Genomic DNA, 21,820 nt, shown 5'->3' with positions numbered 1-21,820 from the left:
GGCGCTACTGCGAGAAGATGACCAGCGAGTAGGGACCGATGGCGAACGACGCGTTGTGCGACAGGCCGTCCTTCGCGCCGCTGTAGGCCACGGTGTCAATCGATGCCGTGTTGCCGAAGTCGCCCGAGTACCCGTTCCAGTCGCTGTTGAAGCGCGTGTACCACATGCCCCCGCGCGGGAAGCCGATGTTGTAGCTGGGGAAGTACGTGCCGCTGAAGTTGGCGACGATGACGACGTCATCCCCCGGCCCGCCGCTCTCCCAACGGTGGTACGCAATCACCTTGCCGCTGTTGTTGACGTGGTGGACGTTGACGTTGCCGCCGCGCAGGCCGCGCGTGTTGTTGAACCAGTTGCGGCGCAGGCGGATGAGGTCGCGGTACAGCGTCCGGATGCCGCCGTAGGTGCTGTTCTTGCCCCAGTCCACCGGGTCCGTGTCCTGGAAGTAGCCGTCCTCGAGGAACTCCTGCCCCTGGAAGATCATGGGGATGCCGGGCGAGGTGAAGACGACGCCCGCGGCCAGCGTGGAGCGCTTCTTGGCGGCCCAGCTGCCCGCGTTGCCCGGCCAGATCTCCTCCGGGACGCGCGCCTTGCCGTTGGCCACTTCGTCGTGGCTCTCCGAGTAGATGACGCGCGCGGTGTGCCGCCCGCTGTAGCGCTGGGTGATGGCGTTCTTCACCGAGTTCATGTCACGGCCGCTGTCGTTCGGCGCGATGACCGCCGCGCGGATGGCGTGCACGAAGTCGCCGCCCCACTGCGAGTCGAAGTCCGCGCCGCCCGAGGTGTCGGACGAGGAGCCGTTGGTGATGGAGTCACCGCCGCCGAAGTCCTCGGCGATGCTGATCTTCCAGGGCTGCGTGGAGTTGATTTCCCGGTTGATGGAGCGGAACACGCGCCACGCGTCGGGGATGGCGGTGGCGTCGCTGCCATTCTGCGTGCGCATGTACTTGGTGGCGTCCCAGCGCAGGCCGTCGCCACGGAAGTTGTGGAGCAGGTTCATCATCGAGTCGCGGATGTACGCGCGCACCTCGGGGCGGCCGTAGTCCGGACGCGTGTCCCCCCACGGCGTGCTCTTGCGCGAGTCGTTGTAGAAGTACTCGCCGCCCGAGCCCAGGCAGTCACCGCTGAAGCACCACATGGGCAGGTCGCTGGGGCCGTAGTGGTTGTGCACCACGTCGAAGATGACGCCGATGCCGCGCATGTGCGCCTCGTCCACGAAGCGCTTCATGTCGTTGGGGTGGCCGTAGGCGCTCTCCGGCGCGAACGGGAAGGCCGCGTTGTAGCCCCAGGAGAAGTCACCGGCGAACTCGTACGCGGGCATGACCTTGACCATGTTCGCGCCCAGGTCCCGGATGTGGTTGAGCCTGGCAATCGCGCTGTTCCAGTTGCCGGGGCCCCAGCCAGGCGAGTCATTGAACGTGCCGACGTGCAGCTCGTAGATGATCATCTCGTTGAAGGCCGGCGTGCTGAACTGCTGCGCGTTCCACCAGTACTCGCCGTGGTCGTAGATGATGCTGGAGCCAGTGGAGTTCTCCTGCCACGCCGAGCGGGGGTCCGCCCGCCACGCGTCGCTGCCCCACTGGTTGCGGGTGATGAACTTGTACTTCTGGCCCTTCACCGCGCCCGCGACGTCGCCGGAGAAGTTGCCGTTGAACTCGTTGCCCAGCTCAATCCAGGTGCCCCAGCCGTTGAAATCGCCGGAGACGAACACCCGGCTCGCCAGCGGTGCCCAGGTCCGGAACGTGGTGCCACCCGCATAGACGGTGGCGCCCATGCCGGGCCGCGTGGACGAGCTGAGCTGCTGGCTGATGACGGCCGTCTCTTCCGTCGAACCCTGCTGCGCTTCGAACGCGGACTCCCCGCAGCCGGCCACCAGACCGGCCAGCAGGAGCGCGCCCCACCTGTTGCAGTGCATCATGGATGACAACCTCCCTTGGTCAGGGAGCGTCCTAGCAACCGGCGTGAATCCAGCGCAAACGGCTCTGCCCGGAATCTGTAACTTTCCACCATACCGAGTCACGAGGGAGGTATCAGCCGGCCCACCCGGGCCGCGGGGTGACACGGCGCGTGAAGGCCCCGGTGCTCGCCATCCACGCCTGAGTGCGATACGCCCCGCACGTTGCGCCCCACCCAGGGAGCGCGCTGGGGAGAGCGACGCACGATGACGAAGAAGACCGCGCTGGCCCGACGTGAGGCCCTGCTCGCGTTGGCCGCCGTCCTTGCCAGCGGATGCGCCACGAGCGCCCCCTCCCCTACACCCACGCAGCCCTCCGGCACGGTGCGCCTGACGCTCCTGCACCTGGCGGACGTCTACCAGGTGCAGGCCGACGAGGGAGGACGGGGCGGAATGGCCCGCGCCGCCACGCTGCGCAAGCAGGTGCTTCGCGAGACGCCCCACGTCCTGACGGTGATGGGGGGCGACACGCTGTCTCCCTCCGTGGAGTCGCTGGTGGAGGTGGACGGCAAGGCGCTCAAGGGACGGCACATGGTGGACGCGTGGAATGCGTTCGGCCTGGACTACGCGGTGCTGGGCAACCACGAGTTCGACTTCGGCGACGACGTGCTGCGCGAGCGCATCCGCGAGTCCCGCTTCACGTGGCTTGGCGCCAACGTGCGGGACGCGACGTCGGGGGGGCTCTTCGCGGGAGTGCGGGCCTCCGCGGTGCGCGAGCTGGGTGGCATCAAGCTGGGCCTCTTCGGCGTGGTGCTCCAGGAGACGAAGGGCACCACCAAGGCCGGCAAGGACACGCACTTCGGGGACGTCTGCGAGGCGGCCCAGGGCGCGGTGGCGAAGCTGCGCGAGGCCGGCGCCCAGGTGGTGGTGGCCCTCACCCACTTGACGGCGGACCAGGACCGGGCGCTCGCCCGCTGCGTCAAGGTGGACGCGGTGCTGGGGGGGCATGACCACGAGGCGCTGGAGGACCGCGGCACGGGCACGCCCATCTTCAAGGTGGCGGCGGACGCGGTGGACCTGGGCCGGCTCACGCTGGACGTGGACGCGGCGACGGCCACGGTGCGCCAGGTGACGTGGCAGACGCTGCCGGTGACGCGCCAGGTGCCGGAGGACGCGGCCTTCAACGCGGCGATGCAGCCCTATGCCGCGCTGTTCAACCGGCTGTCCGAGCACGTGGGCCGCACCCCGGTGGCGCTGGAGGCGCGGTCCGCGCTGGTGCGCACGCAGGAGACGAACCTGGGCTCGTTCGTCGCGGATGCCTTCCGCGCGGCGGCCGGGGCGGACGTGGCGCTGGTCAACGCCGGGGCGCTGCGCGCGGACGCGGTGCTGCCCGCGGGCCGGGTGACGCGGCGGGATTTGCACGCCATCTTCCCCTACGCGGATGAGCTGGTGGTGCTGGAGGTGAAGGGCGACACGCTGCGCGCGGCGCTGGAGAACGGCGTCAGCCTCAGCCGCGAGGACTCACGCCCGGGCCGCTTTCCGCAGGTGTCCGGGCTGGCGTTCACCTTCGATTCGGACCGGCCCGCCGGACAGCGGGTGCTGGGCGTGAAGGTGGGCGGCAAGCCACTGGACACCGCGGCCACGTACCGGCTGGCCACGCTGAGCTTCCTCGCCAGCGGAAAGGACGGCTACGACATGCTGAAGAACCAGCCGTCCACGCCGGCCAGGCTGACGGGCAACTCGCCGCTGGACGTGCTGGCGGAGGCGTTCCGCACCGGCACGCCGTCACCGCATGCCCAGGCGGATGGCCGCATCTCCCGGCTTGGCACCGGCGCACTGGCGCCTGACGCGCGTCAGCCGCTCGCGCCGCTGAAGTAGGACGGGCGCGGCGCTCAAGGCGCCGTCCAGCCTCGCACGCGATACACCGCGCGCCCCGCCAGCTCGCGCAGGGCGTCGGTGCTCAGGTTGAGCGCCCCTGCCCTCGGCAACCAGCTCATTCGCCGCAGCGGCGTCTTCGATGCCCGTGAGTCCACCGGCAACAGGTCCGGCCGCAGCCCCACCGCCGCGAAGCACCCCGCGGCGCGCGGCATGTGCGCGGCGCTCGTCACCAGCAGCAGGGACTTCCACCCGCGCTCCTGGATGATGCGCGCCGACTCCACCGCGTTCTCCCGCGTATTGCGGCTGCGCCCCTCCGTGACGATGCGCCCCTCCGGAATGCCCCACTGTTGGAGCTGCCGAAGCAGCACGTCCGCCTCCACCACCGCCTCGGGCCTCGGGTCCAGCGAACCGCCGGAGATGAGCACCTGCCGCGCCCGGCCCTCGCGCAGCAGCTCGAAGCCCCGCAGCACCCGCTCCACCGCCGCGTTGTACTCCGGCACGCCGGTGCGCTCCGTGGCGGCCGGGTCCAACCCTCCGCCCAGGACGATGACGGCGTCATACGGGGTGCCCGGCTGGAAGGTCCGCGCCGCCCCCGCCTCCGTCGCCCGCATCAGCCCCATGGCCACCGGCTCGGTGGAGAAGGCGTACAGCACGCCCCCGCCCAGCACGCTCAGCACCCGCGACAGCCGCTCACGGCGCCGCCGCAGCCCCCAGGCCGCCAGCCACAGCAGCAGCGCCCAGGAGAGCGGCGCCAGCAGCAGGTCCAGCACCTTTGACAGGAACAGGAACACGGCGCCCGGCGCCCCTCAGCGCTCGCCCCAGTGGAGCTTCTGCCGGAGGATGGAGAAGTAGGCCACCTTCGGGTTGCGCACCAGGTTCACCCGGTTGGGCGAGCGAACCACCTCGATGCAGTCCCCGCCCTGCAGCCCGTGGCCCGTCTGCCCGTCAATGGTCAGGTACGTGTCCGCCGTCTCGCTGCGCAGCGTCACCCGGATGGTCCGGTCCGCCGGCACGACGATGGAGCGCTGCGTGAGCGCGTGCGAGCAGATGGGCGACAGCACGGTGCAGTCCACGGACGGATGGACGATGGGCCCCCCCGCCGACAGCGAGTACGCCGTGGAGCCGGTGGGCGTGGCCAGGATGACGCCGTCCGACTTGTAGGTCGTAATCGGCACCCCGTCGATGGCCGTCTCATGGTCCGCGATGCGCGCCAGCGCGCCCTTGTTGATGACCACGTCGTTGAGGACCTCGTCCTCGATGAGCACCCTGCCGCCGCGCAGCAGCCGGCAGGTGAGCTTCATCCGGGAGTCCACCTGGGAGCGCCCCGCGAGCACCTGGTCCAGCATGGGGTACAGCTCTTCCACCGGGACTTCCGTCATGAAGCCCAGGCTGCCCAGGTTGACGCCCAGAATGGGAACCCCGCGGCCGCCCAGCAGGCGCGCCGCGTAGATGAGCGTGCCGTCACCGCCCAGCACCACCATCAGGTCCGCCCGGGCCACCAGCTCCCGGTCCTCCACCCGTGGCCAGCCCAGCTCATGGGCCAGCGAGCGGTCCGCCAGCACCGTCAGGTGGGGGTACCGCTCACGGATTTGAGCCGCGAGCGCTGCCGCCTCGGGCTTGTCCCTCTTCGCGACGATTGCCAGGGTCTGCACGCAACCCCGCCTTCTAGTCCAGGAGGGCCCCGGGCGGGCATGGGAAACGCCCGGGTGCCCGCCGGCTGACACACGTCAGGACGCGGCCTCCAGCGCCTCGCCGTCGTCCTGGGAGGCCACGCGGGGCTTCATGGACCGGCCGGCCACCTCGTACTGCTTGAGCAGACGGCGGAAGTTGGAGCGGTCCACGCCCGCCGCGCGCGCGGCGCTGGAGACGTTCTGGTTGTTCTTCTCCAGCAGGGCGGACAGGTACCGGCGCTCGAAGGCGCGCATCGCCAGGCGCTTGGCCTGGGCGTAGGGCAGGTGTGCCAGGCTGAACACCTCCACCGTGGAGTCCGGCTGGGGCGAGGACTGGAAGCCCGGCGGCAGGTCCTCCACGTCGATGACCTCGTTGCCCGTCAGCACCACCGCGCGCTCGATGACGTTCTCCAGCTCGCGCACGTTGCCCGTCCACCGGTTGCAGGTGAGGGCCTCCATGGCGCGCGGGGAGATGCCCGTCACCTTCTTGTCCGCCTTGGAGGCGTAGACCTTCAGGAAGTGGTGCGCCAGCAGGGGCACGTCCTCGGGCCTGTCCCGCAGGGGCGGCAGGTCGATGGTGATGACGTTGAGGCGGTAGAAGAGGTCCTCGCGGAACTTGCCCTGCTCCTTGGCGCGGGACAGGTCCACGTGGGTGGCGGCGATGACGCGCACGTCCACCTTCACCGGCTCGTTGGCGCCCACGCGTTTGACTTCGCCCTCCTGGAGCACGCGCAGCAGGCGGACCTGGGTGGCCGGGGGCACGTCGCCAATTTCATCCAGGAAGATGGTGCCGCCGTCGGCCGCCTCGAAGAGGCCCTTCTTGTTGCCGGTGGCGCCGGTGAAGCTGCCCTTCACGTGGCCGAAGAGCTCGCTCTCCAGCAGCGTCTCCGTCAGCGCCGAACAGTTGACGGCCACGAAGGGCTTGTCCTTGCGCGCGCTGCGGTAGTGGATGGCGCGGGCCACCAGCTCCTTGCCGGTGCCGCTCTCACCCTGGATGAGCACCGTGGCCGTGGAGTGGCTCACCGTCTCCACCAGCTTGAAGACGGAGCGCATCTGCGTGGACTGGCCGATGAGGTCCTCGAACTGGCTGCGGACCGTGAGGGCCTCCTCCAGCGCGCGGGTGCGGTCCTTGAGCGCCTTGCGCTCGGCCGCCTTGGCCACCGTGAGGCTGACCTCGTCGATGTTCTCGAAGGGCTTGGTGAGGTAGTCGTACGCGCCCGCCTTCACCGCCTCCACCGCCGTCTCCACGGTGGCGAAGGCCGTCATCATGATGACCTCCACGTCCGGGCGGTCCGCCTTGATGCCGCGCAAGAGGTCCATGCCAGACAGGTTGGGCATCTTGATGTCGAGGACGACCACGTCGATGGTGGGGTCCTTCGCCGCCGTCAGGCCCTCCACCGCGTCGTCAATGGCCACCACCGGGTGGCCCTCGCGCTGGAGAATCTGCGTCACGGCCTTGAGGACGACGGAGTCGTCATCCACGACGAGGACTTTGGCGCGCTTGACTTGGTTCACGGCAACCTCTCGAGCTGCAGGGGGATGGGCAGAAAAACGGTGAAGCAGGAGCCTTGGCTGACCTGGGTGTCCACGTGGAAGCTGCCCCCGTGGTCCTGGACGATGCGGTAGGCGATGGAGAGCCCCAGGCCGGTGCCTTCACCCGGGGCCTTGGTGGTGAACGACGGCTCGAAGATGCGCGGCAGGTGCTTCTGCTCGATTCCCGTGCCGGTGTCCGTCACCGCGAAGAAGCAGCGGTCGCCCTCGCGACCCGTCTCCAGCTTCAGCTTGCCCTCACGCGTGGGCAGCGACTGGAGGCCGTTCTGCAGCAGGTTGAGCACCACCTGGGCGAGCTGGCCGGGATCGCCGTACACCTGGGGCAGGCCGTCCGCGAGCCCCAGCGACAGCTCCACCGTGGGCATGGACTTGAGCTGCGCGCGGAACAGCACCGCCGCGTCCTCCACGCACTTGGACAAGTCGAAGGGCCGCCGGTCCTCCACGCGGCTGTGGCGGCTGAACTTGAGCAGGCTCTCCACGATGCGCTTGCAGCGCAGCGCGCTCTCCTCGATGAGGCCCAGCGACTCCAGGTCCGCCTTGCTGCGGCCCGCGTCGCGCGACATCAGCTGCGCGAAGGCGAGGATGCCGCCCAGCGGGTTGTTGATTTCGTGCGCCACCCCGCCGGCGAGCTGGCCCACCGCGGCCATCTTCTCCGTCTCGATGAGCCGCCGCGTCATCGACTGCTCCTCGGTGACGTCCCGGTAGGTGCAGACGACGCGCTCGTCCCCCGCCATGGGGTAGGCGGCCACCACGAAGGTGCGCCCGCCCTGGCGGACCTCACCGCGCGCGCCCTTGCCGCTCTCCACCGCCGCCGGCAGCGGGCAGCCCGTGCAGGGCTCGTTGCGGCCGAAGAGGTAGCGGTAGCACGTGGTGTCGGAGGGAATCTCCTCGATGGAGCGCCCCGCCACGTCCGCGTACGCGAGGTTCGCCCGCCGCACCGCGAAGTCCCGCGCGCGCACCACGCACAGCGGCGTCTCCATGCAGTCGAAGGACAGCTCCCACTCGCGCTTGGCCTGGCTGAGCATGCGCGTGCGCTGGGCGACGCGCTCCTCCAGGTCCGCGTTGAGCAGCTTCAGCTCCGCGTTCTGCGCCTGCGTCACCGTGTACAGCCGCTCGTTCTCCGCCTGGAGCGCGTACTGCTCGAAGGCGCTCTTCACCGTCAGCACCAGGTGGCTGTCGTTCCAGGGCTTGGAGATGAAGCGGAAGATTTCCGACCGGTTGATGGCCTCTTCGATGGCCTGCTGATCCGCCTGGCCCGTCAGCATGATGCGCTGGGCCCGCGGCTCCTGCTGCTTCACCCGGGTGAGGAAATCGACGCCATTCATCCCCGGCATGCGGAAATCGGAGATGACGACCTCGGGGTGGAACGCCTCCACCGCCCGCAAGCCCTGCTCGGCGTCCGTCGCCGTCTCGATGTCCCAGTCGCCGCGGCGCAGCACCCGGCGGATGGACTTGAGGATGTTCTCCTCGTCGTCGACCAGGAGCAGCCGCCCTCGTGGCGATTCGGCCGGCTGGCCGTGGACATGTGCGGCTTGAGAACCCATGAATTGTTTCCGCCTCTGGACAAGTGCAATGACCCTGCCAGCAGAAACTCCCTGCCCAACAGTCTGGAATCACGGGCCTTGACATTTCCCTGGCGCGAAACAACACCGAGTCTCATTAGACCCATCCCCACCAAATGGGTCAATTCAGACCCCGGGTCTTTGACCCGGGCTAGGTTCCGAGCGGACCGACCGGGAGCTGGGGATGCAGGCAGATGCGATCCCTGCCATCCCGTTTGGCCTGGTAGAGGGCCTCGTCAGCCGTCAGGAGCAGCTGCTCCGGAGTGAGGACGGTGCGGTGGGGGAAGCAGGAAACCCCAAATGAGGCGGTGACTTGCAGGCCGTCCTCCACCTCCAGCCGCAGGGCCCGCAGCTCGCGGCGGACCCGCTCGGCGACGGTGAGCGCCCCGGTGAGGTGGGTGCGGGGCAGCAGCACCGCGAACTCCTCCCCGCCATAGCGGGCCACCAGGTCCGTCTCGCGCACGCCCCGGGTGAGCGCGGCGGCCACGTCGCGCAGCACGCCGTCGCCCGCGGAGTGGCCGTACTTGTCGTTGATTTCCTTGAAGTAATCCAAGTCCAGCAGGATGAGCGACAGGGCGTCGTCGTAGCGCTGGGCGCGGCGGAACTCCTCCCTCAGCCGCTCCTGGAAATGCCGGTGGTTGTGGACGCCCGTGAGGCCGTCCGTCGACGACAGCCGCTGCAGCTCGCTCACCTGGGCGGCGAGCGCCTCCATCCGGGTCTGCGCGGACAGGGCGCGGTGCACCCGCGCCACCAGTTCATCCGGCGCCCATGGGTCAAACATGACCTCAGCGCCGCGACGCAGGGCCTCCAGCCCGAGTTCCCTGGGCTCGGGTGGGGCCAGGAGCACCACGGGGGGACCCACCGGGCCTTCCCCGGGTATCAGGCGTTCGAGCAGGTCCAGGCTGGCCTGGGCGTCCTCGCCCGGGCAGAGCACCACCAGCGATACCTCCCGCGCCAACCTCGGCACCTCCGGGCCGTGGGCGGTGATTCGGAGGGCGAACTCCTCCGGGCCCAGCGCGCGGGCCAACCGAGGCAACGTCGACTGCGAGTCGTCCACTACCAGCAGGGTGAAGGGCCTGGAGTTCACAGTGTCCCCGCAAAATGATGATTTCACGGTAGCACAGAAGTGCGACGGAGTGCGACCCCTGCCAATGGATAAAAACCGGATTCTCTGCTAGCGAGCCGCCAACTCCGCAGGTCCGTCCGCCGAGGTCGCCCGTGGCCCAATACCCGAGCATCAGCCTGTTCTTCCCCGCCTGGAACGAAGAGGACTACGTCGAGCGTGCCGTCAGCCGGGCGCTGGAGGTCCTCCCGGCGTTGACGGACGACTTCGAAATCATCGTCGTCAACGACGCGTCCACGGACCGTACCCGTGAGGTCTGCGAGGCGCTGGCCCTGAAGGTTCCCCAGCTGCGTGTCATCCACCACCCCGTGAATCTGAAGCTGGGTGGCGCCATGCGCACGGGGCTGGCGGCCTCGACGAAGGACATCGTCGTGTACTCCGATGTGGACCTGCCCTGGGACATGCGCGAGCTGGAGCGGGCGCTGCACCTGATGTCGTACCTGGAGGCGGACATGATTTGCGCCTTCCGGTTCGACCGCACGAGCGAGGGCCCCAAGCGCATCGTCTACTCGTTCGTCTACAACATGCTCATCCGGTCGCTGTTCGACATCCAGATAAAGGACGTCAACTTCAGCTTCAAGGTGATGCACCGCCGCGTGCTGGAGGCCATGGAGCTGCACAGCCAGGGCTCGTTCATTGACGCGGAGCTCGTGGTGAAGGCCATCCGCCAGGGCTTCCGCGTGTTCCAGATGGGCGTGGACTACTTCCCGCGCACACGCGGCGTGTCCACGCTGGCCTCGCCCTCCGTCATCGCGAAGATGGTGCGCGAGCTGATGCGGCTCTACCCGAAGATGCGCGCGCCGCAGCCGCCGGTACACCCGGTGCGCCTGCCGCCCTCCGTGCAGCAGCTCCACGCGGCGCCGCCGGGCCGCACGGCGCGAGGCTGAGCCCTTCGCATGACGCGCCCCCTCACGCGCCTGGTGGTGAACGCGGACGACCTGGGGCTCCACGCCTCACTGGACGCGGGCATCCTCCGCGCGCACCGCGAAGGCATCGTCACCAGCGCCACGCTGCTGGCCACGGGCCCCACCGCGCCCGAGGCCGCCGCCCGCGCGAAGGAAGCGCGGCTCGCGGTGGGACTGCATCTGGCCCTCTCCACGCGGCTGCCTCCCGCGGCGCCCGCGCATGAGGTGCCCACGGTGGCGCCGGACGGCCGGATGCGGGGCGGCTGGGCCGACTTCGCCCGCGCGTGGCTCACCGGACAGGTGCGCCGGGACGAGCTGGCGCGCGAGCTCTCCGCGCAGCTTCAGCGGGCCCGCGCGCTGGGCGTGGCGGTGGACCACCTGGACGGACACCAGCACCTGCACCTGCTGCCCGGCGTGCGCCCCCTGGTGGAGGCGCTGGCCGCGCGCGAAGGGCTGCCCCTGCGCTGGCCGGACGCCCTCCCCCGCCCTCGCTGGCTGAAGGCGCCGGGCCCCGCGCTGAAGGCCACGGTGCTGGCCGTGCTCGCACACGCCGCGCCTCGCGCGCCCCAGGGCGTGCGCCGGGTGAGCGCGGGCGGCGTCTTCGAGGCGGGGATGCTGGACGAGGCCGCCCTGCTCGCGGTGGTGGACGCGCTGCCCGCGGGCGACTTCGAGCTGGGCTGCCATCCGGGTGAAGGCACGCCAGACGTCCCCGAAGACCCGGCGTGGCGCTACGGCTGGGAAGCGGAGCTGGCGGCGCTCACCAGCCCGCGGGTGAAGGCGCGGCTACGTGAGCGCGGCATCGAGCTTCACAGCTACGGGACGCTGTTCTCCGCCACGTAGAGGACGTGCGGCGTGGTGTAGCCCTGGCCCAGGTCCACCACCTCACGCACCTCGAAGCCCGCGTCCTCCAGGTAGCGCGCCATCTCCGCGCGCGGCTTCAGCGCCATACCGCCGCTGGCCTTCGTTCGGCCCAGCAACGACACCATCACCCACTCCTGCGCCAGCGCCTTGCGGTGCTTCCAGGAGCCGTCTCCTTCCACCTCCTTGAGCAGCAGCCGCCCGCCGGGCTTCAGCAGGCCCCGCACGGTGGCAAGGAAGCCGGGCCACTTCGACTCCGGCAGCAGGTACAGCACGTCGCACACCACCGCCGCGTCGAAGCGACCCGAAGCCCCTCGGGCCAGCGTCTCCTCCACGGTGCCTTCCTCGATGCGCACGTTGGGCTGGCCCGCGAGCGCCCGCCGAGCCCAGGCCACCTTGCGCGAGTCCGGGTCCACGCCATGCACGATGCGGCCCGAGTCCTCCAGGGCCAGCAGCGCGGACAGCAGCCCATGCCCACAGCCGATGTCCGCCACGGTGCCGCCCGGCGTGCGCGCGGCCATGGCCAGCAGCGGCGCGGAGAAGGCCCGCGCGTGGACGTGGAAGCGCTCGGCGACGGGCAGCCCGTCGTAGCGAAGGAGGGCCTGTTCGAGGAGTGCGCTCATGAGACGTAGTAGTCCGCGCCGAAGGCCCACGAGAGGACGAGCAGCGACGCGGCGCCCACCGCCAGCGCCCCGCGCAGCAGCAAGGGCCGCTCGCGCAGCAGCATCGCCGCGGTGAGGAAGACGGGGAAGGCGGACAGCAGGTAGCGCCCCATGCCCATGAAGTCCTTGGTGGACCACGCGGGCAACCCGACGATGGCCAGCACGTAGACGGCGTAGCCCCACCCCAGCAGCTTGCGCGTGGGCCACACCAGCGCCAGCGCCAGCACCGTGAAGAAGGCGTGCGCGGCCAGCCGGAGGGCCTCGCGCGTGTCCCGCGGCGCCAGCACGACGCGCTCGAACCAGCTCACCTTCAGCCACGTGTGCCAGCCGGGAATCTGCTCCCAGCCGGGCGCGCCCTGCACCTTCACGAAGGCCACCGGGTCACCGAACTGGTGCCACAAGAAGAGCATGTACGCGCCGAAGCCCAGGCCCGACAGCACCGGCAGGAAGTCCACCGCGCTCCACTTCTCGCCTCGCGCGTGCTTCCACTCCAGCCGGCGCACCAGCAGGCCCAGCACCACCGCGGGCGCCACGGGCCGGGCCGCGGTGGCCACCGCCGCGACGAGGACGGCCGGCCCCAGGTGCCCGCGCTCCAGCAGCAGGAAGGCCGCCACCACCAGCATCACGAACAGCGCGTCCGAATACATGGCGCCGTAGAAGTAGAGCGTGAAGGGGTAGCAGGCCATCAGCAGCCCGGCCTTCAGCGCCGTGTCCTCGTCCGTCAGCTTGCGCGCCCAGACGGTGAAGAGCACCAGCGCCAGCGGGCCGCACAGCAGCGTGATGAACACGCCGGACTGGTACACGTTGGGCCCCAGCGACTCCACCGCGCGGATGAGCAGCGGGTACAGCGGGAAGAACGCCACCGAGCTCTGCTGCCCCGGGACGAACTGGTAGCCCTCCTGGGCAATCCGCATGTACCAGCTGGAATCCCAGGCCACCCAGCCCATGGTGAAGTACTCGTCGAGCCGGACGACGGGGTGGTTGGGGTCCTTGTGGAAGAAGCGCCAGGCCCCGGCGGTGGCGGCCGCGCCACAGGCCACGACTGCCGACAGGACGACGAGGGCGATGGTGCGGGACGCGGAGCGTGCCATTCGGCCCGGGAGGCTCGGGCCAGTGACGGCCTCCGGTCAAGCCCGGGAGCCCCTGATACGCGGGCTCCCGGATGCAGACACTGGAATGACTCAGCGCGGGTAGAACGTCTTGCCCGCCTTCACCATCTCCACCAGGTGCGGCGCGGGGGCGAACCGCTCCCCGAGCTTGTCGTGGTAGTGCTCCAGCTTGCGCAGCACCTCGGCCGGACCGCGGCTGTCCACGTAGTGGAAGGGGCCACCGAGGAAGGGCGGGAAGCCCAGGCCGAAGATGGCGCCCACGTCGCCGTCACGCGCGCTGCGGAGGATGCCCTCGCCCAGGCAGCGGATGGCCTCGTTGACCATCTGCAGCACCACGCGCTCCGCCATCTCCGCGCGGTCGAAGGAGCGGCGCTCCGTGCCGTGCGGCAGCAAGGCGTAGATGGAGCTGTCCACCTCCTGCTTCTTCCCGTCCTCGTACAGATAGAAGCCCTTCTGCGTCTTGCGGCCCAGGCGGCCGTCGGCCACCACCTTCTCCAGGGCCTTGGGCGCCGCCATGCGCTTGCCGAAGGCGGCCTCCATGATGGGGCCCACCTTCTGCGCCACGTCGATGCCCACCTCGTCCAGGAGGGTAATCGGGCCCACGGGGAAGCCGAACTCGACCAGCGCCCGGTCCAGCTCCGCGATGTCCGCGCCCTCCGCCAGCAGGTACGCCGCCTCGTTCATGTACGGCGCGAGGATGCGCGAGGTGTAGAAGCCCGGCCCGTCGTTGACGACGATGACCGTCTTGCCCTGCTTGCGCCCCACCTCCACGCAGGTGGCCGTCACCCAGTCCGCGGTGCCCGCGTGGGTGATGACCTCCAGCAGCGGCATCTTGTGGACCGGGCTGAAGTAATGCATGCCAATGACTTGCGCCGGCCGGCGGCTGCCCTTGGCCAGCTCCGTAATCGGGATGCTGGAGGTGTTGGACGCGAAGATGGTCTGGTCGCCGGTGACGGCCTCCACCTCCGCGATGATGCGGTGCTTGAGCTTGAGGTCCTCGAACACCGCCTCGATGACGAGGTCCGCCGACTTGAAGCCGCTGTAGTCCGTGCCCGCCGTCACCAGGGCGGACTTCGCCGTGGCCTCGCGGCGCGTGAGCGAGCGCCGCTTCACGCGCTCATCCAGGATGGACTGCACCTGCTTCATGGCCCGGCCCACGCCCGCGTCGTCCTTGTCCTTCACGCGCACGGGCACGCCCTGCAGCACGCTGGTGACATAGGCGATGCCGCCGCCCATCAGCCCGCCGCCCAGCACCGCCACCTTCTTCACCTCGCGCGGCTTCGCGTCGGGGTTGGAGGTGCCGTTCTCCTTCTTCAGCGCCGTGGTGGCGAAGAAGATTTCGACCAGCCGCTTGGAGACGTCCGACACCACCAGCTCGCCAAAGGCCTTCGCCTCCGCCTCCTGGCCCGCCTTGTGCCCGGACTCCAGGCCCACGCGCACGACTTGAAGCGCCTTCTCCGGCGCGGGGAACTTGCCGCGCGTCTTCTTCAGGAGCTGCTTGCGCGCCTGGTCGAAGAGGACCTTGCGGCCCAGCGGGTTGTCCTCCAGCGCCACCTCCGCCCACAGCTCCTTGTTGGCCAGGCCCTGGATGAAGCCCGCCAGCCCCTTCGCCTTGCCGCTCGCGGCCACGCCCTTGAAGCCCTGGCCGTGACGGCGGTCCACCTTCAGCTTCCCTTCGGCCAGCTCCTTCGCGCGCCGCACGGCGATGGCGCGGAGGATGGGCGCCGGCACCACTTCATCCACCACGCCCAGCTTCTTCGCCTTCGCGGGCTTGAGGCTCTTGCCGGTGAGGATGAGGTCCAGCGCCGCCTGCACGCCAATCAGCGCCGGCAGCCGCTGGGTGCCGCCCGCGCCCGGAATCAGGCCCAGCTGCACCTCCGGCAGACCCAGCGACGTCTTCGGGCTGTCGGTGGCGATGCGGTAGTCACACGCCAGCGCCCACTCCAGGCCGCCGCCCAGACAGGCGCCGTGGATGGCCGCGACGACGGGCTTGGGGAAGGCGTCCAGCCTGTCGAAGCCCTCCTGTCCGTTGCGGCTGATGGCGGTGGCCTCCTCCGCCGTCTTGATGGTCTGCAGGAAGTCGATTTTCGCCCCGGCGACGAACGAGTCCTTCTTGCCGGACGTGAAGACGACGGCCTTCACCTCGGGCTCGCGCTCCGCGCGCGTCATGACGCGCAGGAAGGCCTCGCCCGTCTCCGGCGACAGCGTATTCACCGGGGAGTCCGGCAAATCGAAGGTGATGACGGCGACGCCGTCCTCCACCTGGTACGAGAAGCCCTGCTTCACCTCGAGCTCTTCCGCCTTGGTGGCCATCACGCACGCTCCAGGATGACGACGGCGCCCAGGCCGCCCGCCGCGCAGACGGTGCACATCACCGTGTTCTTGTTCCGACGCTTCAGCTCGTTGAGGGCCTGGGTGACGATGCGCGCCCCCGTGGCCCCGAAGGGATGGCCAATGGCGATGGAGCCGCCCGTCACGTTCAGCCGCTCGCGGTCGACTTCGCCCACCGGCGCGCTCCAGCCCGCCTTCTTCGCGAAGGCCGGGGACGCCAGCGCCTGGAGGTTGCTGGCCACCTGCGCGGCGAAGGCCTCGTGCATCTCCACCAGGTCGATGTCCGAAAGCTTCATGCCCGCGCGCTTGAGCGCCGTGGGCACCGCGTAGGCCGGACCCTGGAGCAGCTGGTCACCCGGGTCCGTGGCGGCGTAGGCGTGGCTGCGCAGGAAGCCCAGCGGCTCGTAGCCCAGCGCGCGCGCCTTCTCCTCGCTCATCAGCAGCAGCGCCGCGGCGCCGTCCGTCAGCGGCGACGCGTTGCCCGCCGTAATCGTGCCGTACTTGCGGTCGAACGCCGGCCGGAGCTGCCCCAGCGCCTCCAGGCTGGCGTCCTCACGGACGATGTTGTCGCGCTCCGCCGTCTTGTCGAACTTCGGCGGCACGACGACGTGCATGACCTCGTTGTCGAACAGGCCGTCCTTCCACGCCTTGGCCGCGTTGCGGTGCGAGTTCCAGGCGATGCGGTCCTGCTCCTCGCGGGAGATGCCGTTCTCCTTGGCCATCTTCTCCGCGCTCTCCCCCATCGTCATGCCGGTGGAGTACTCGGCGATGGCCGGGGGCACCGGCAGCAAGTCCTTGGCCTTGAGGCGCTGGAAGGGCTTGAGCTTGTCCGGCAGCGAGCGCCCCTTGGACGCCGCCACCAGCGCGTGGGCCAGCGGCCGGCTGGTGAAGATCGGCGCGTCCGACATGGACTCGGTGCCGCCGGCGATGATGACGTCCGCCTCACCCATGGCAATCGCGTTGGCCGCCGTCGTCATCGCCTGGATGGACGTGGCGCACGCGCGCGACACCGTGAAGGCATCAATCGTCTTCGGCAGCCCCGCCGCGATGACGACCTCGCGGGCAATGGACGGCGCCGTCAACGTGGGGATGACCTGACCGAACACCACCTGGTCGATGACGTTCGGGTCCAGGTCCGTCTTCTGCACCAGCTCCTGGACCACCAAGCGGCCCAAATCCAGCGCCGTCAGCGCCGAGAAGACGGAGCCCGCCTTGACGAACGGGGTCCGCAGGCCGCGGACGATGGCCACCCTTCGGGGGCCGTTGCGCTTCTCGCTTGCCATGTGTGCCTCACCTCCTGCGACGTCGGGAGGTGGGCATCTAACGAGCGGCAATGCGCCGCGTCAATCGTCCGTTGATTCAAAAATCAATCGGTGGACACTCCCTACGGGGCTGCCCGTGGGGGTGAAAGCGACCCTACGCCCCCAGCGTGCCCTGGCGCAGCGCCACGCCGTGGCGGTGGACGGCCTCCACCAGGAACTTCGCGGACTCGGGGTCCGTGGGGGGGAGGATGCCGTGGCCCAGGTTGAAGATGTGCCCCACCGGGCCCGCGCGGCGGAGGATGTCCTTCACGCGGCCGTCCAGCTCCTCCCGGGGGAGGAACAGGTGCAGCGGGTCCAGGTTGCCCTGCACCGCCACGTCCGGCCCCAGCACCTTCCGGCCCTCGTCCATGGGCAGCGTCCAGTCCAGGCCCACCACGTCCGCGCCGGTGCTCTTGAGCAGCGACAGGTGCGTGGACATGCCCACGCCGAAGACGATGACGGGCACGCCGGTGGCCTTCAGCTCGGACACCATGCGCTTGAGGTACGGCATGCAGAAGCGCTCGTAGTCCCACGGCGACAGCTCGCCGCCCCACGAGTCGAAAATCTGGACGATGCTCGCGCCCGCCTCCACCTGCATCTTCAGGTAGGGGATGAGCGTGTCGGTGAGCTTGCCGAAGAGGCGGTGCGCCAGCTCGGGCTGCTCGAACATCAGCCGCTTGATGAGGATGTAGCTCTTGGAGCCGCCCCCCTCCACCATGTACGCGGCCAGGGTGAAGGGCGCGCCCGCAAAGCCGATGACGGGCACGGAGTCATTGAGCGCCTTGCGCGTGCGGCGGATGGCCTCGGCCACGAAGCCGGTGCCCTCCACCGGGTCCGGCACGCCCAGCTTGTCGATGTCCGCCGCGGTGCGCACGGGATTGGGGAAGTGCGGCCCCTTGTCCCCCAGCTCCAGGGTGATGCCCATGGCCTCCACGGGGATGAGGATGTCGGAGAAGATGATGGCCGCGTCCACGCCCAGGCGCGTCACCGGCTGCACCGTGACTTCCGCCGCCAGGTCCGGGTGCTTGCACAGGTCCAGGAAGGCGATGTTGCCGCGGATGGCCCGGTACTCGGGCAGGTAGCGGCCGGCCTGGCGCATCAACCAGACCGGCGTCGTGTCAGTGGGCTGGCGGCGCGCCGCGCGGAGGAGTCGGTCGTTCACTTCGAACCTCGGAGTGGGCCCCGCTCCAGGCGGGGCGAAAGGAAGCAGGTGCGGTCAGCGCCGGCTCCACGCCAGGGTCTGGCGCAGCGGTCCGGTGCCTTCGTCCACGAACAACAGGCGGTTGGCGCCGTCCTCCCAGTCGAACGTGCCCTGGGAGCCGTCGCGCAGGAGCTTGTACTCGAAGACGGCGCCCACGGGCAGCGACAGCGCGAAGCCGTCAGGCCCTGGACGAAGCGAGCGCTCGGGCTTCCACCCGCCCAGCTCCGGCCCGCTGCCCACCAGCCGCACCGCCGGGTCCTCCACGGCCAGCTCCACCCTGCGCCGCGAGCCCATCCCCCGCCACCGCAGGCCCGCGAGCTTCGCCGCCGGGGCGAAGCCGCCCGCCGTCTGGGGCGTCAGCCGCGCCAGGGCCACCTCACCGGCGGGCACGCGCACGGAGCCCACATCTCCGGCGGCCAGCGGCGGCGCCAGGGCCAGCGGCTCCAGCTTCGAGCCGGCCAGCCCGTCCGGCAGCGGCACGTCCACGGCGCTGTCACGGGTATTCACGGCGATGACGACGGCCTCGTTGGCGGTGACGCGCGCGTAGGCGAAGAGGTCCTCCCGGGCGGCGAGCATCAACGTCTCGCCACGCTGGAGGGCCTCACTGCCCCGCCGCAACGCCAGCAGCCCGCCAATCCACGACCGCAGCGGGTGGTTCGTGAAGCGCATGTCGCCTCGGTTCTCCGGCTCCTTCGCGCCCGTCAGGCCCTCCTCGGTGCCGTAGGTGAGCGCCGGCACGCCGCGCGCGGTGAGCTGCACCGCCAGCGCCCGCTTCACCCGCTCCACGTCGCCGCCGCACTCACTCATGACCCGGGGCAGGTCGTGGTTGTCCACCATCGTCACCAGCGCGCCCGGCGCCGGGTACAGCCGGTCGTTGAAGAGGATGGCGCCCAGGTGCGACGGGGAGCGGTCCCTGCAGAAGACGTCCACCAGCGCGAAGGCCAGCGGGAAGTCGAACATCGTCCCGAAGCGACCTTCCTTCATCGTGTCCGACAGCAGCACCGGGTCGCCGTCCAGCATCTCCCCCAGCAGCAGGAAGCCCGGCCCCGCGTGCTGGCGAAGGTCGTCGTTGTAGCGAGCCCAGAAGGAGGTGGGCATGTGCTTCACCGCGTCCAGCCGGAAGCCCGCGGGCTTGAGCACGTCCACCCACCGGCGCGAATGCGCCAGCAGGTGCGCGTACACCTCTTCCTTCTCCACGGCGAGGTCCGGCAGGCCGTGCACGTCCCCCATCACCAGCTCACGCGAATCGCTCCAGTCCTTGATGGGGCCCTGGCCATGGAACCAGTCGGGCCGCTCACGCGACAGGCGCGTCTCCGGCCCCACGTGGTTGAGCACCACGTCCAGCACCAGCCGCATGTCCCGGCGGCGCAGCTCCGCCGACAGCGTCTTCAGCAGCGCCTCGTCTCCGAAGCGCGGCTCCACCCGGCCGAAGTCCTCCACCCAGTACCCGTGGAAGGCGCCGTACCCGTAGAACGTGTCGGTGCGCATCTGGAAGACAGGTGAAAGCCACACCGTGCGGACACCGAGCTGCTGAAGCCCGTCCAGCCGGTCAATGACACCTTGCAGGTCTCCGCCGTGAAAGGCCTGCGCGTCCTCCAGGTCCACTGCGCCGTCGTTCTTCGGGTCTCCATTGGAGAAGCGGTCCACCATCACGAAGTAGACCGCGTCTCCCGCCGGCGGCTCCCACGAGCCGCGGTAGGGCGCGGGCGTGGGCGGCGTGCCCTTGCCCGGCTCGATACCCGGCCCGGCCGGCGCGTTGAGGCCCGGCACCGTGCCCGGACCACCGTCCGTGTCCGGCACCAGGAAAGGCGAGGCCAGGAAGGAGTCGAACAGCGCGCCCGCCTGACTGGCGATTTGCGGGGCCACCTCCAGCTGCGCGTCGTCCTCGCGCTGCTGGTCGAACTGGAGCGCGGCGCCGTAGTCCTGGCTGACGACGGTGGGCGCCATGGCGGAGTCCGCGCGCGCGCCCGTGGTCCGCACCGAGATGTCCCACGAGAAGCGGCCGCCCACCTGGCTGAAGAAGGTCACCCGCGTCTCCACCAGCAGGTGCAGCGGCGCCTCCGGCGTCAGCGCCTTCAGCATCTCGAAGCGGCGCTGCGAGTCGCGCACCTTCGCGAAGTAGGCGGCGTAGTCCGCGTAGGGCACCACCTCCGCGCGCAGGTTGCGTTTGGCCAGGGTCTCCGCGATGCGCTGCTTGAGCCCCTCCGGGACGTCCGCCACCACGCCGGCCCGCCGCGCGTCATCCCGCACGTAGGCCACGGCGACCACCGTGCCGATAGGCGCCAGGGGCGGCGGCGCCGCGCGGGGCAGACACGCCGCCAGCGTCACCGCGGCCAGCGCCGCCGTGAGGGAGACCACCACGCTCCATCGCCTTGTCAGAACCATCCTTCGGCCTCGATCGCGACCACCGAGTGCCAGTGACGCTCGGGGCCGACGTAAACGTTGTACTGGTCCAGGCTGTCCACGAAGGAGTTGCCGAACGCCGCGTGCTGGGTGGAGCGCTGGAGCCCGTACAGCAGCCGCAGGCTGGGGCGGGCGTAGATGCTGCGGCCCGTGGGGTTGAGCACCACGCCGGCCTTGAACTGCCAGGTGTCGCGCGTGTCGCTGTCACCGAACTCCAGGCCGCGCGCGTCCGCCATGCCGCCGGTGCTGGTGAACACCGAGTCCACGTGGTTGCGGTAGAGGTTGCCGTTCAGGCTCTTCTCGCGCGCGAGGCTGCTCTCCACCAGGAGGTGGACCCTGTCGGTGAGGAAGTACTGGAGGCGAAGCACCGTGGAGGCGATGACGCGGTTGTCCTCGCCCGCGACAATCTCGTTGTCCTTGTTGAACGAGTAGCCGGCCCACACGCCCCAGAGCGCCTCCAGCTTGTCGGGGATGATACGCAGGTAGGCCTCGTTGCCGAGGTTGGCGTCGTAGCGCTCGTCGGTCTGGTCCGTGACATACACGGTCCAGTCCCGGCCCCGGAAGTTCTCCGTGTAGAAGGGCTGTGGGTGGCGCTTCTCGAACGTCAGGTACATGTTGCTCCACACCAGCGGCCCCACATTGCCGAAGCCCAGGTAGCCCATGGCCCGGTAGGACAGCGCGCTGCGCGCCTGGAGGTCCGGGACCAGGTCCTCCACGCCCGGGTTTGCCTCGAAGTAGCGCCGCACCACCTCGCGCCGCGCGAAGTTCTCGTAGTTGGTATTGGGCGACGCGTAGAGCGCGTTCCGGTTGCCGCTCACCGCGGGCTCGTAGCCCACCTGGCCGCGGATACCCACCTCCAGGTGCCCGGGAATCAGCCGGTAGCGGAACGACGCGGCGCCCGTCAGCACCGTGTTGTAGTTCCGGGGCCGCAGCGTGTAGCCGCTGTCACCGACCGCCAGGAGGACGTCGTAGCGGTCGCCCTGGTACGTGCCGGACAGGCCCACCGTGTCCCAGAGCACCGTGCCGGGACGCTGGTCGTAGATGTGCAGGTCGTTCCAGCGGTCCTCGAGCGTGCCCAACTGCCACGTCACCCGGTCCAGCAGAATGTTGCCGGCGCGGACGAAGAGGTAGTCGGCGCTGAAGTTCACCAGCGAGCCGTTGCCGGGGTCCGCTGAACGGAACGAAGTGCCGGAGATGCGGGAGTGGACCTCGGCCCACACCTCATCGGACCCCGGCGTGGCCTGGAGCGCATCCAGCCGGAGGTTGAGCTCGCCGTAAGGGCTCTCGTTGAGGAGCCGGCCGTAGAGCCAGTAATAGCCCAACTGACCGGAGCCGCCCGAGAAGTCCGGGCGGGTCATGATGCGGAAGTAACCCG

The 21,820-nt window shown here is 69.9% G+C and carries 16 protein-coding genes; 3 read left to right on the top strand and 13 right to left on the bottom strand.

Annotated elements, in window-relative coordinates; genetic code table 11:
* Positions 1–4: 4 nt before the first annotated feature.
* Positions 5–1,915 (bottom strand): alpha-amylase family glycosyl hydrolase, encoded by a 1,911-nt coding sequence (locus tag G4D87_RS01400; RefSeq protein WP_163777555.1) that lies wholly within the window; start codon positions 1,913–1,915, stop codon positions 5–7.
* 243 nt (positions 1,916–2,158) lie between these two features.
* Between G4D87_RS01400 and G4D87_RS01395 the strand changes: the two genes are divergently transcribed.
* Positions 2,159–3,769 carry a bifunctional metallophosphatase/5'-nucleotidase gene (locus G4D87_RS01395; RefSeq protein ID WP_163777551.1) on the top strand — a complete coding sequence of 537 codons (1,611 nt, stop codon included), beginning with the start codon at positions 2,159–2,161 and terminating at the stop codon, positions 3,767–3,769.
* A gap of 14 nt (positions 3,770–3,783) precedes the next feature.
* Here the strand turns inward: G4D87_RS01395 and G4D87_RS01390 are convergent, their stop codons facing one another.
* The 5 genes from G4D87_RS01390 to G4D87_RS01370 form a co-directional block, all read right to left on the bottom strand.
* Complete coding sequence (locus tag G4D87_RS01390) at positions 3,784–4,560, bottom strand: YdcF family protein (RefSeq protein WP_163777549.1); 777 nt, start codon at positions 4,558–4,560, stop codon at positions 3,784–3,786.
* A gap of 15 nt (positions 4,561–4,575) precedes the next feature.
* Positions 4,576–5,421 carry an NAD(+)/NADH kinase gene (locus G4D87_RS01385; RefSeq protein ID WP_163777546.1) on the bottom strand — a complete coding sequence of 282 codons (846 nt, stop codon included), beginning with the start codon at positions 5,419–5,421 and terminating at the stop codon, positions 4,576–4,578.
* Between the two features lie 75 nt (positions 5,422–5,496).
* The gene (locus G4D87_RS01380; protein WP_163777542.1) at positions 5,497–6,954 is read right to left on the bottom strand and encodes a sigma-54-dependent transcriptional regulator; all 1,458 of its coding nucleotides are present in this window, start codon (positions 6,952–6,954) and stop codon (positions 5,497–5,499) included.
* Positions 6,951–8,534 carry an ATP-binding protein gene (locus G4D87_RS01375; protein ID WP_163777540.1) on the bottom strand — a complete coding sequence of 528 codons (1,584 nt, stop codon included), beginning with the start codon at positions 8,532–8,534 and terminating at the stop codon, positions 6,951–6,953. The genes G4D87_RS01380 and G4D87_RS01375 overlap by 4 nt, the downstream gene beginning before the upstream one ends.
* Before the next feature lie 169 nt (positions 8,535–8,703).
* Positions 8,704–9,666, bottom strand: coding sequence for a diguanylate cyclase (locus G4D87_RS01370; protein WP_163777537.1), 963 nt, complete (start codon positions 9,664–9,666; stop codon positions 8,704–8,706).
* 104 nt (positions 9,667–9,770) lie between these two features.
* Here G4D87_RS01370 and G4D87_RS01365 point away from each other — a divergent pair, with 104 nt between their 5' ends.
* Positions 9,771–10,562: a glycosyltransferase family 2 protein gene (locus tag G4D87_RS01365; RefSeq protein ID WP_163777534.1), complete on the top strand. Its 792-nt coding sequence runs from the start codon at positions 9,771–9,773 to the stop codon at positions 10,560–10,562.
* Positions 10,563–10,571: 9 nt separating this feature from the next.
* Positions 10,572–11,420, top strand: a complete 849-nt coding sequence (locus G4D87_RS01360) for a ChbG/HpnK family deacetylase (protein WP_163777531.1) — start codon at positions 10,572–10,574, stop codon at positions 11,418–11,420.
* Here G4D87_RS01360 and G4D87_RS01355 read toward each other — a convergent pair.
* The 7 genes from G4D87_RS01355 to G4D87_RS01325 all read right to left on the bottom strand — a co-directional run bounded on the left by G4D87_RS01355 (position 11,393) and on the right by G4D87_RS01325 (position 21,803).
* The gene (locus G4D87_RS01355; protein ID WP_163777529.1) at positions 11,393–12,061 is read right to left on the bottom strand and encodes a class I SAM-dependent methyltransferase; all 669 of its coding nucleotides are present in this window, start codon (positions 12,059–12,061) and stop codon (positions 11,393–11,395) included. The two genes, G4D87_RS01360 and G4D87_RS01355, sit on opposite strands and share 28 nt — an antisense overlap.
* The gene (locus G4D87_RS01350) at positions 12,058–13,191 is read right to left on the bottom strand and encodes a mannosyltransferase family protein (RefSeq protein WP_163777526.1); all 1,134 of its coding nucleotides are present in this window, start codon (positions 13,189–13,191) and stop codon (positions 12,058–12,060) included. The genes G4D87_RS01355 and G4D87_RS01350 overlap by 4 nt, the downstream gene beginning before the upstream one ends.
* Positions 13,192–13,281: 90 nt before the next feature.
* On the bottom strand, positions 13,282–15,522 hold the full coding sequence (fadJ, locus tag G4D87_RS01345; protein ID WP_163777523.1) for a fatty acid oxidation complex subunit alpha FadJ: 2,241 nt from the start codon (positions 15,520–15,522) through the stop codon (positions 13,282–13,284).
* On the bottom strand, positions 15,522–16,823 hold the full coding sequence (fadI, locus tag G4D87_RS01340) for an acetyl-CoA C-acyltransferase FadI (protein ID WP_163777520.1): 1,302 nt from the start codon (positions 16,821–16,823) through the stop codon (positions 15,522–15,524). Before fadI ends, fadJ begins: the two co-directional genes overlap by 1 nt.
* Positions 16,824–16,956: 133 nt before the next feature.
* A complete protein-coding gene (hemE, locus tag G4D87_RS01335) occupies positions 16,957–18,003 on the bottom strand; it encodes a uroporphyrinogen decarboxylase (RefSeq protein ID WP_163777516.1) in 1,047 nt (348 codons plus the stop codon).
* 54 nt (positions 18,004–18,057) lie between these two features.
* Positions 18,058–20,403 (bottom strand): alpha-amylase family glycosyl hydrolase, encoded by a 2,346-nt coding sequence (locus G4D87_RS01330; RefSeq protein ID WP_240357929.1) that lies wholly within the window; start codon positions 20,401–20,403, stop codon positions 18,058–18,060.
* Between the two features lie 14 nt (positions 20,404–20,417).
* Complete coding sequence (locus tag G4D87_RS01325; protein WP_240357928.1) at positions 20,418–21,803, bottom strand: hypothetical protein; 1,386 nt, start codon at positions 21,801–21,803, stop codon at positions 20,418–20,420.
* Between the last annotated feature and the right edge of the window lie 17 nt (positions 21,804–21,820).

It is taken from the genome of Myxococcus vastator, assembly GCF_010894475.1.
GTDB lineage: Bacteria > Myxococcota > Myxococcia > Myxococcales > Myxococcaceae > Myxococcus > Myxococcus vastator.
This window is presented reverse-complemented; position numbering and strand designations above follow the sequence as displayed.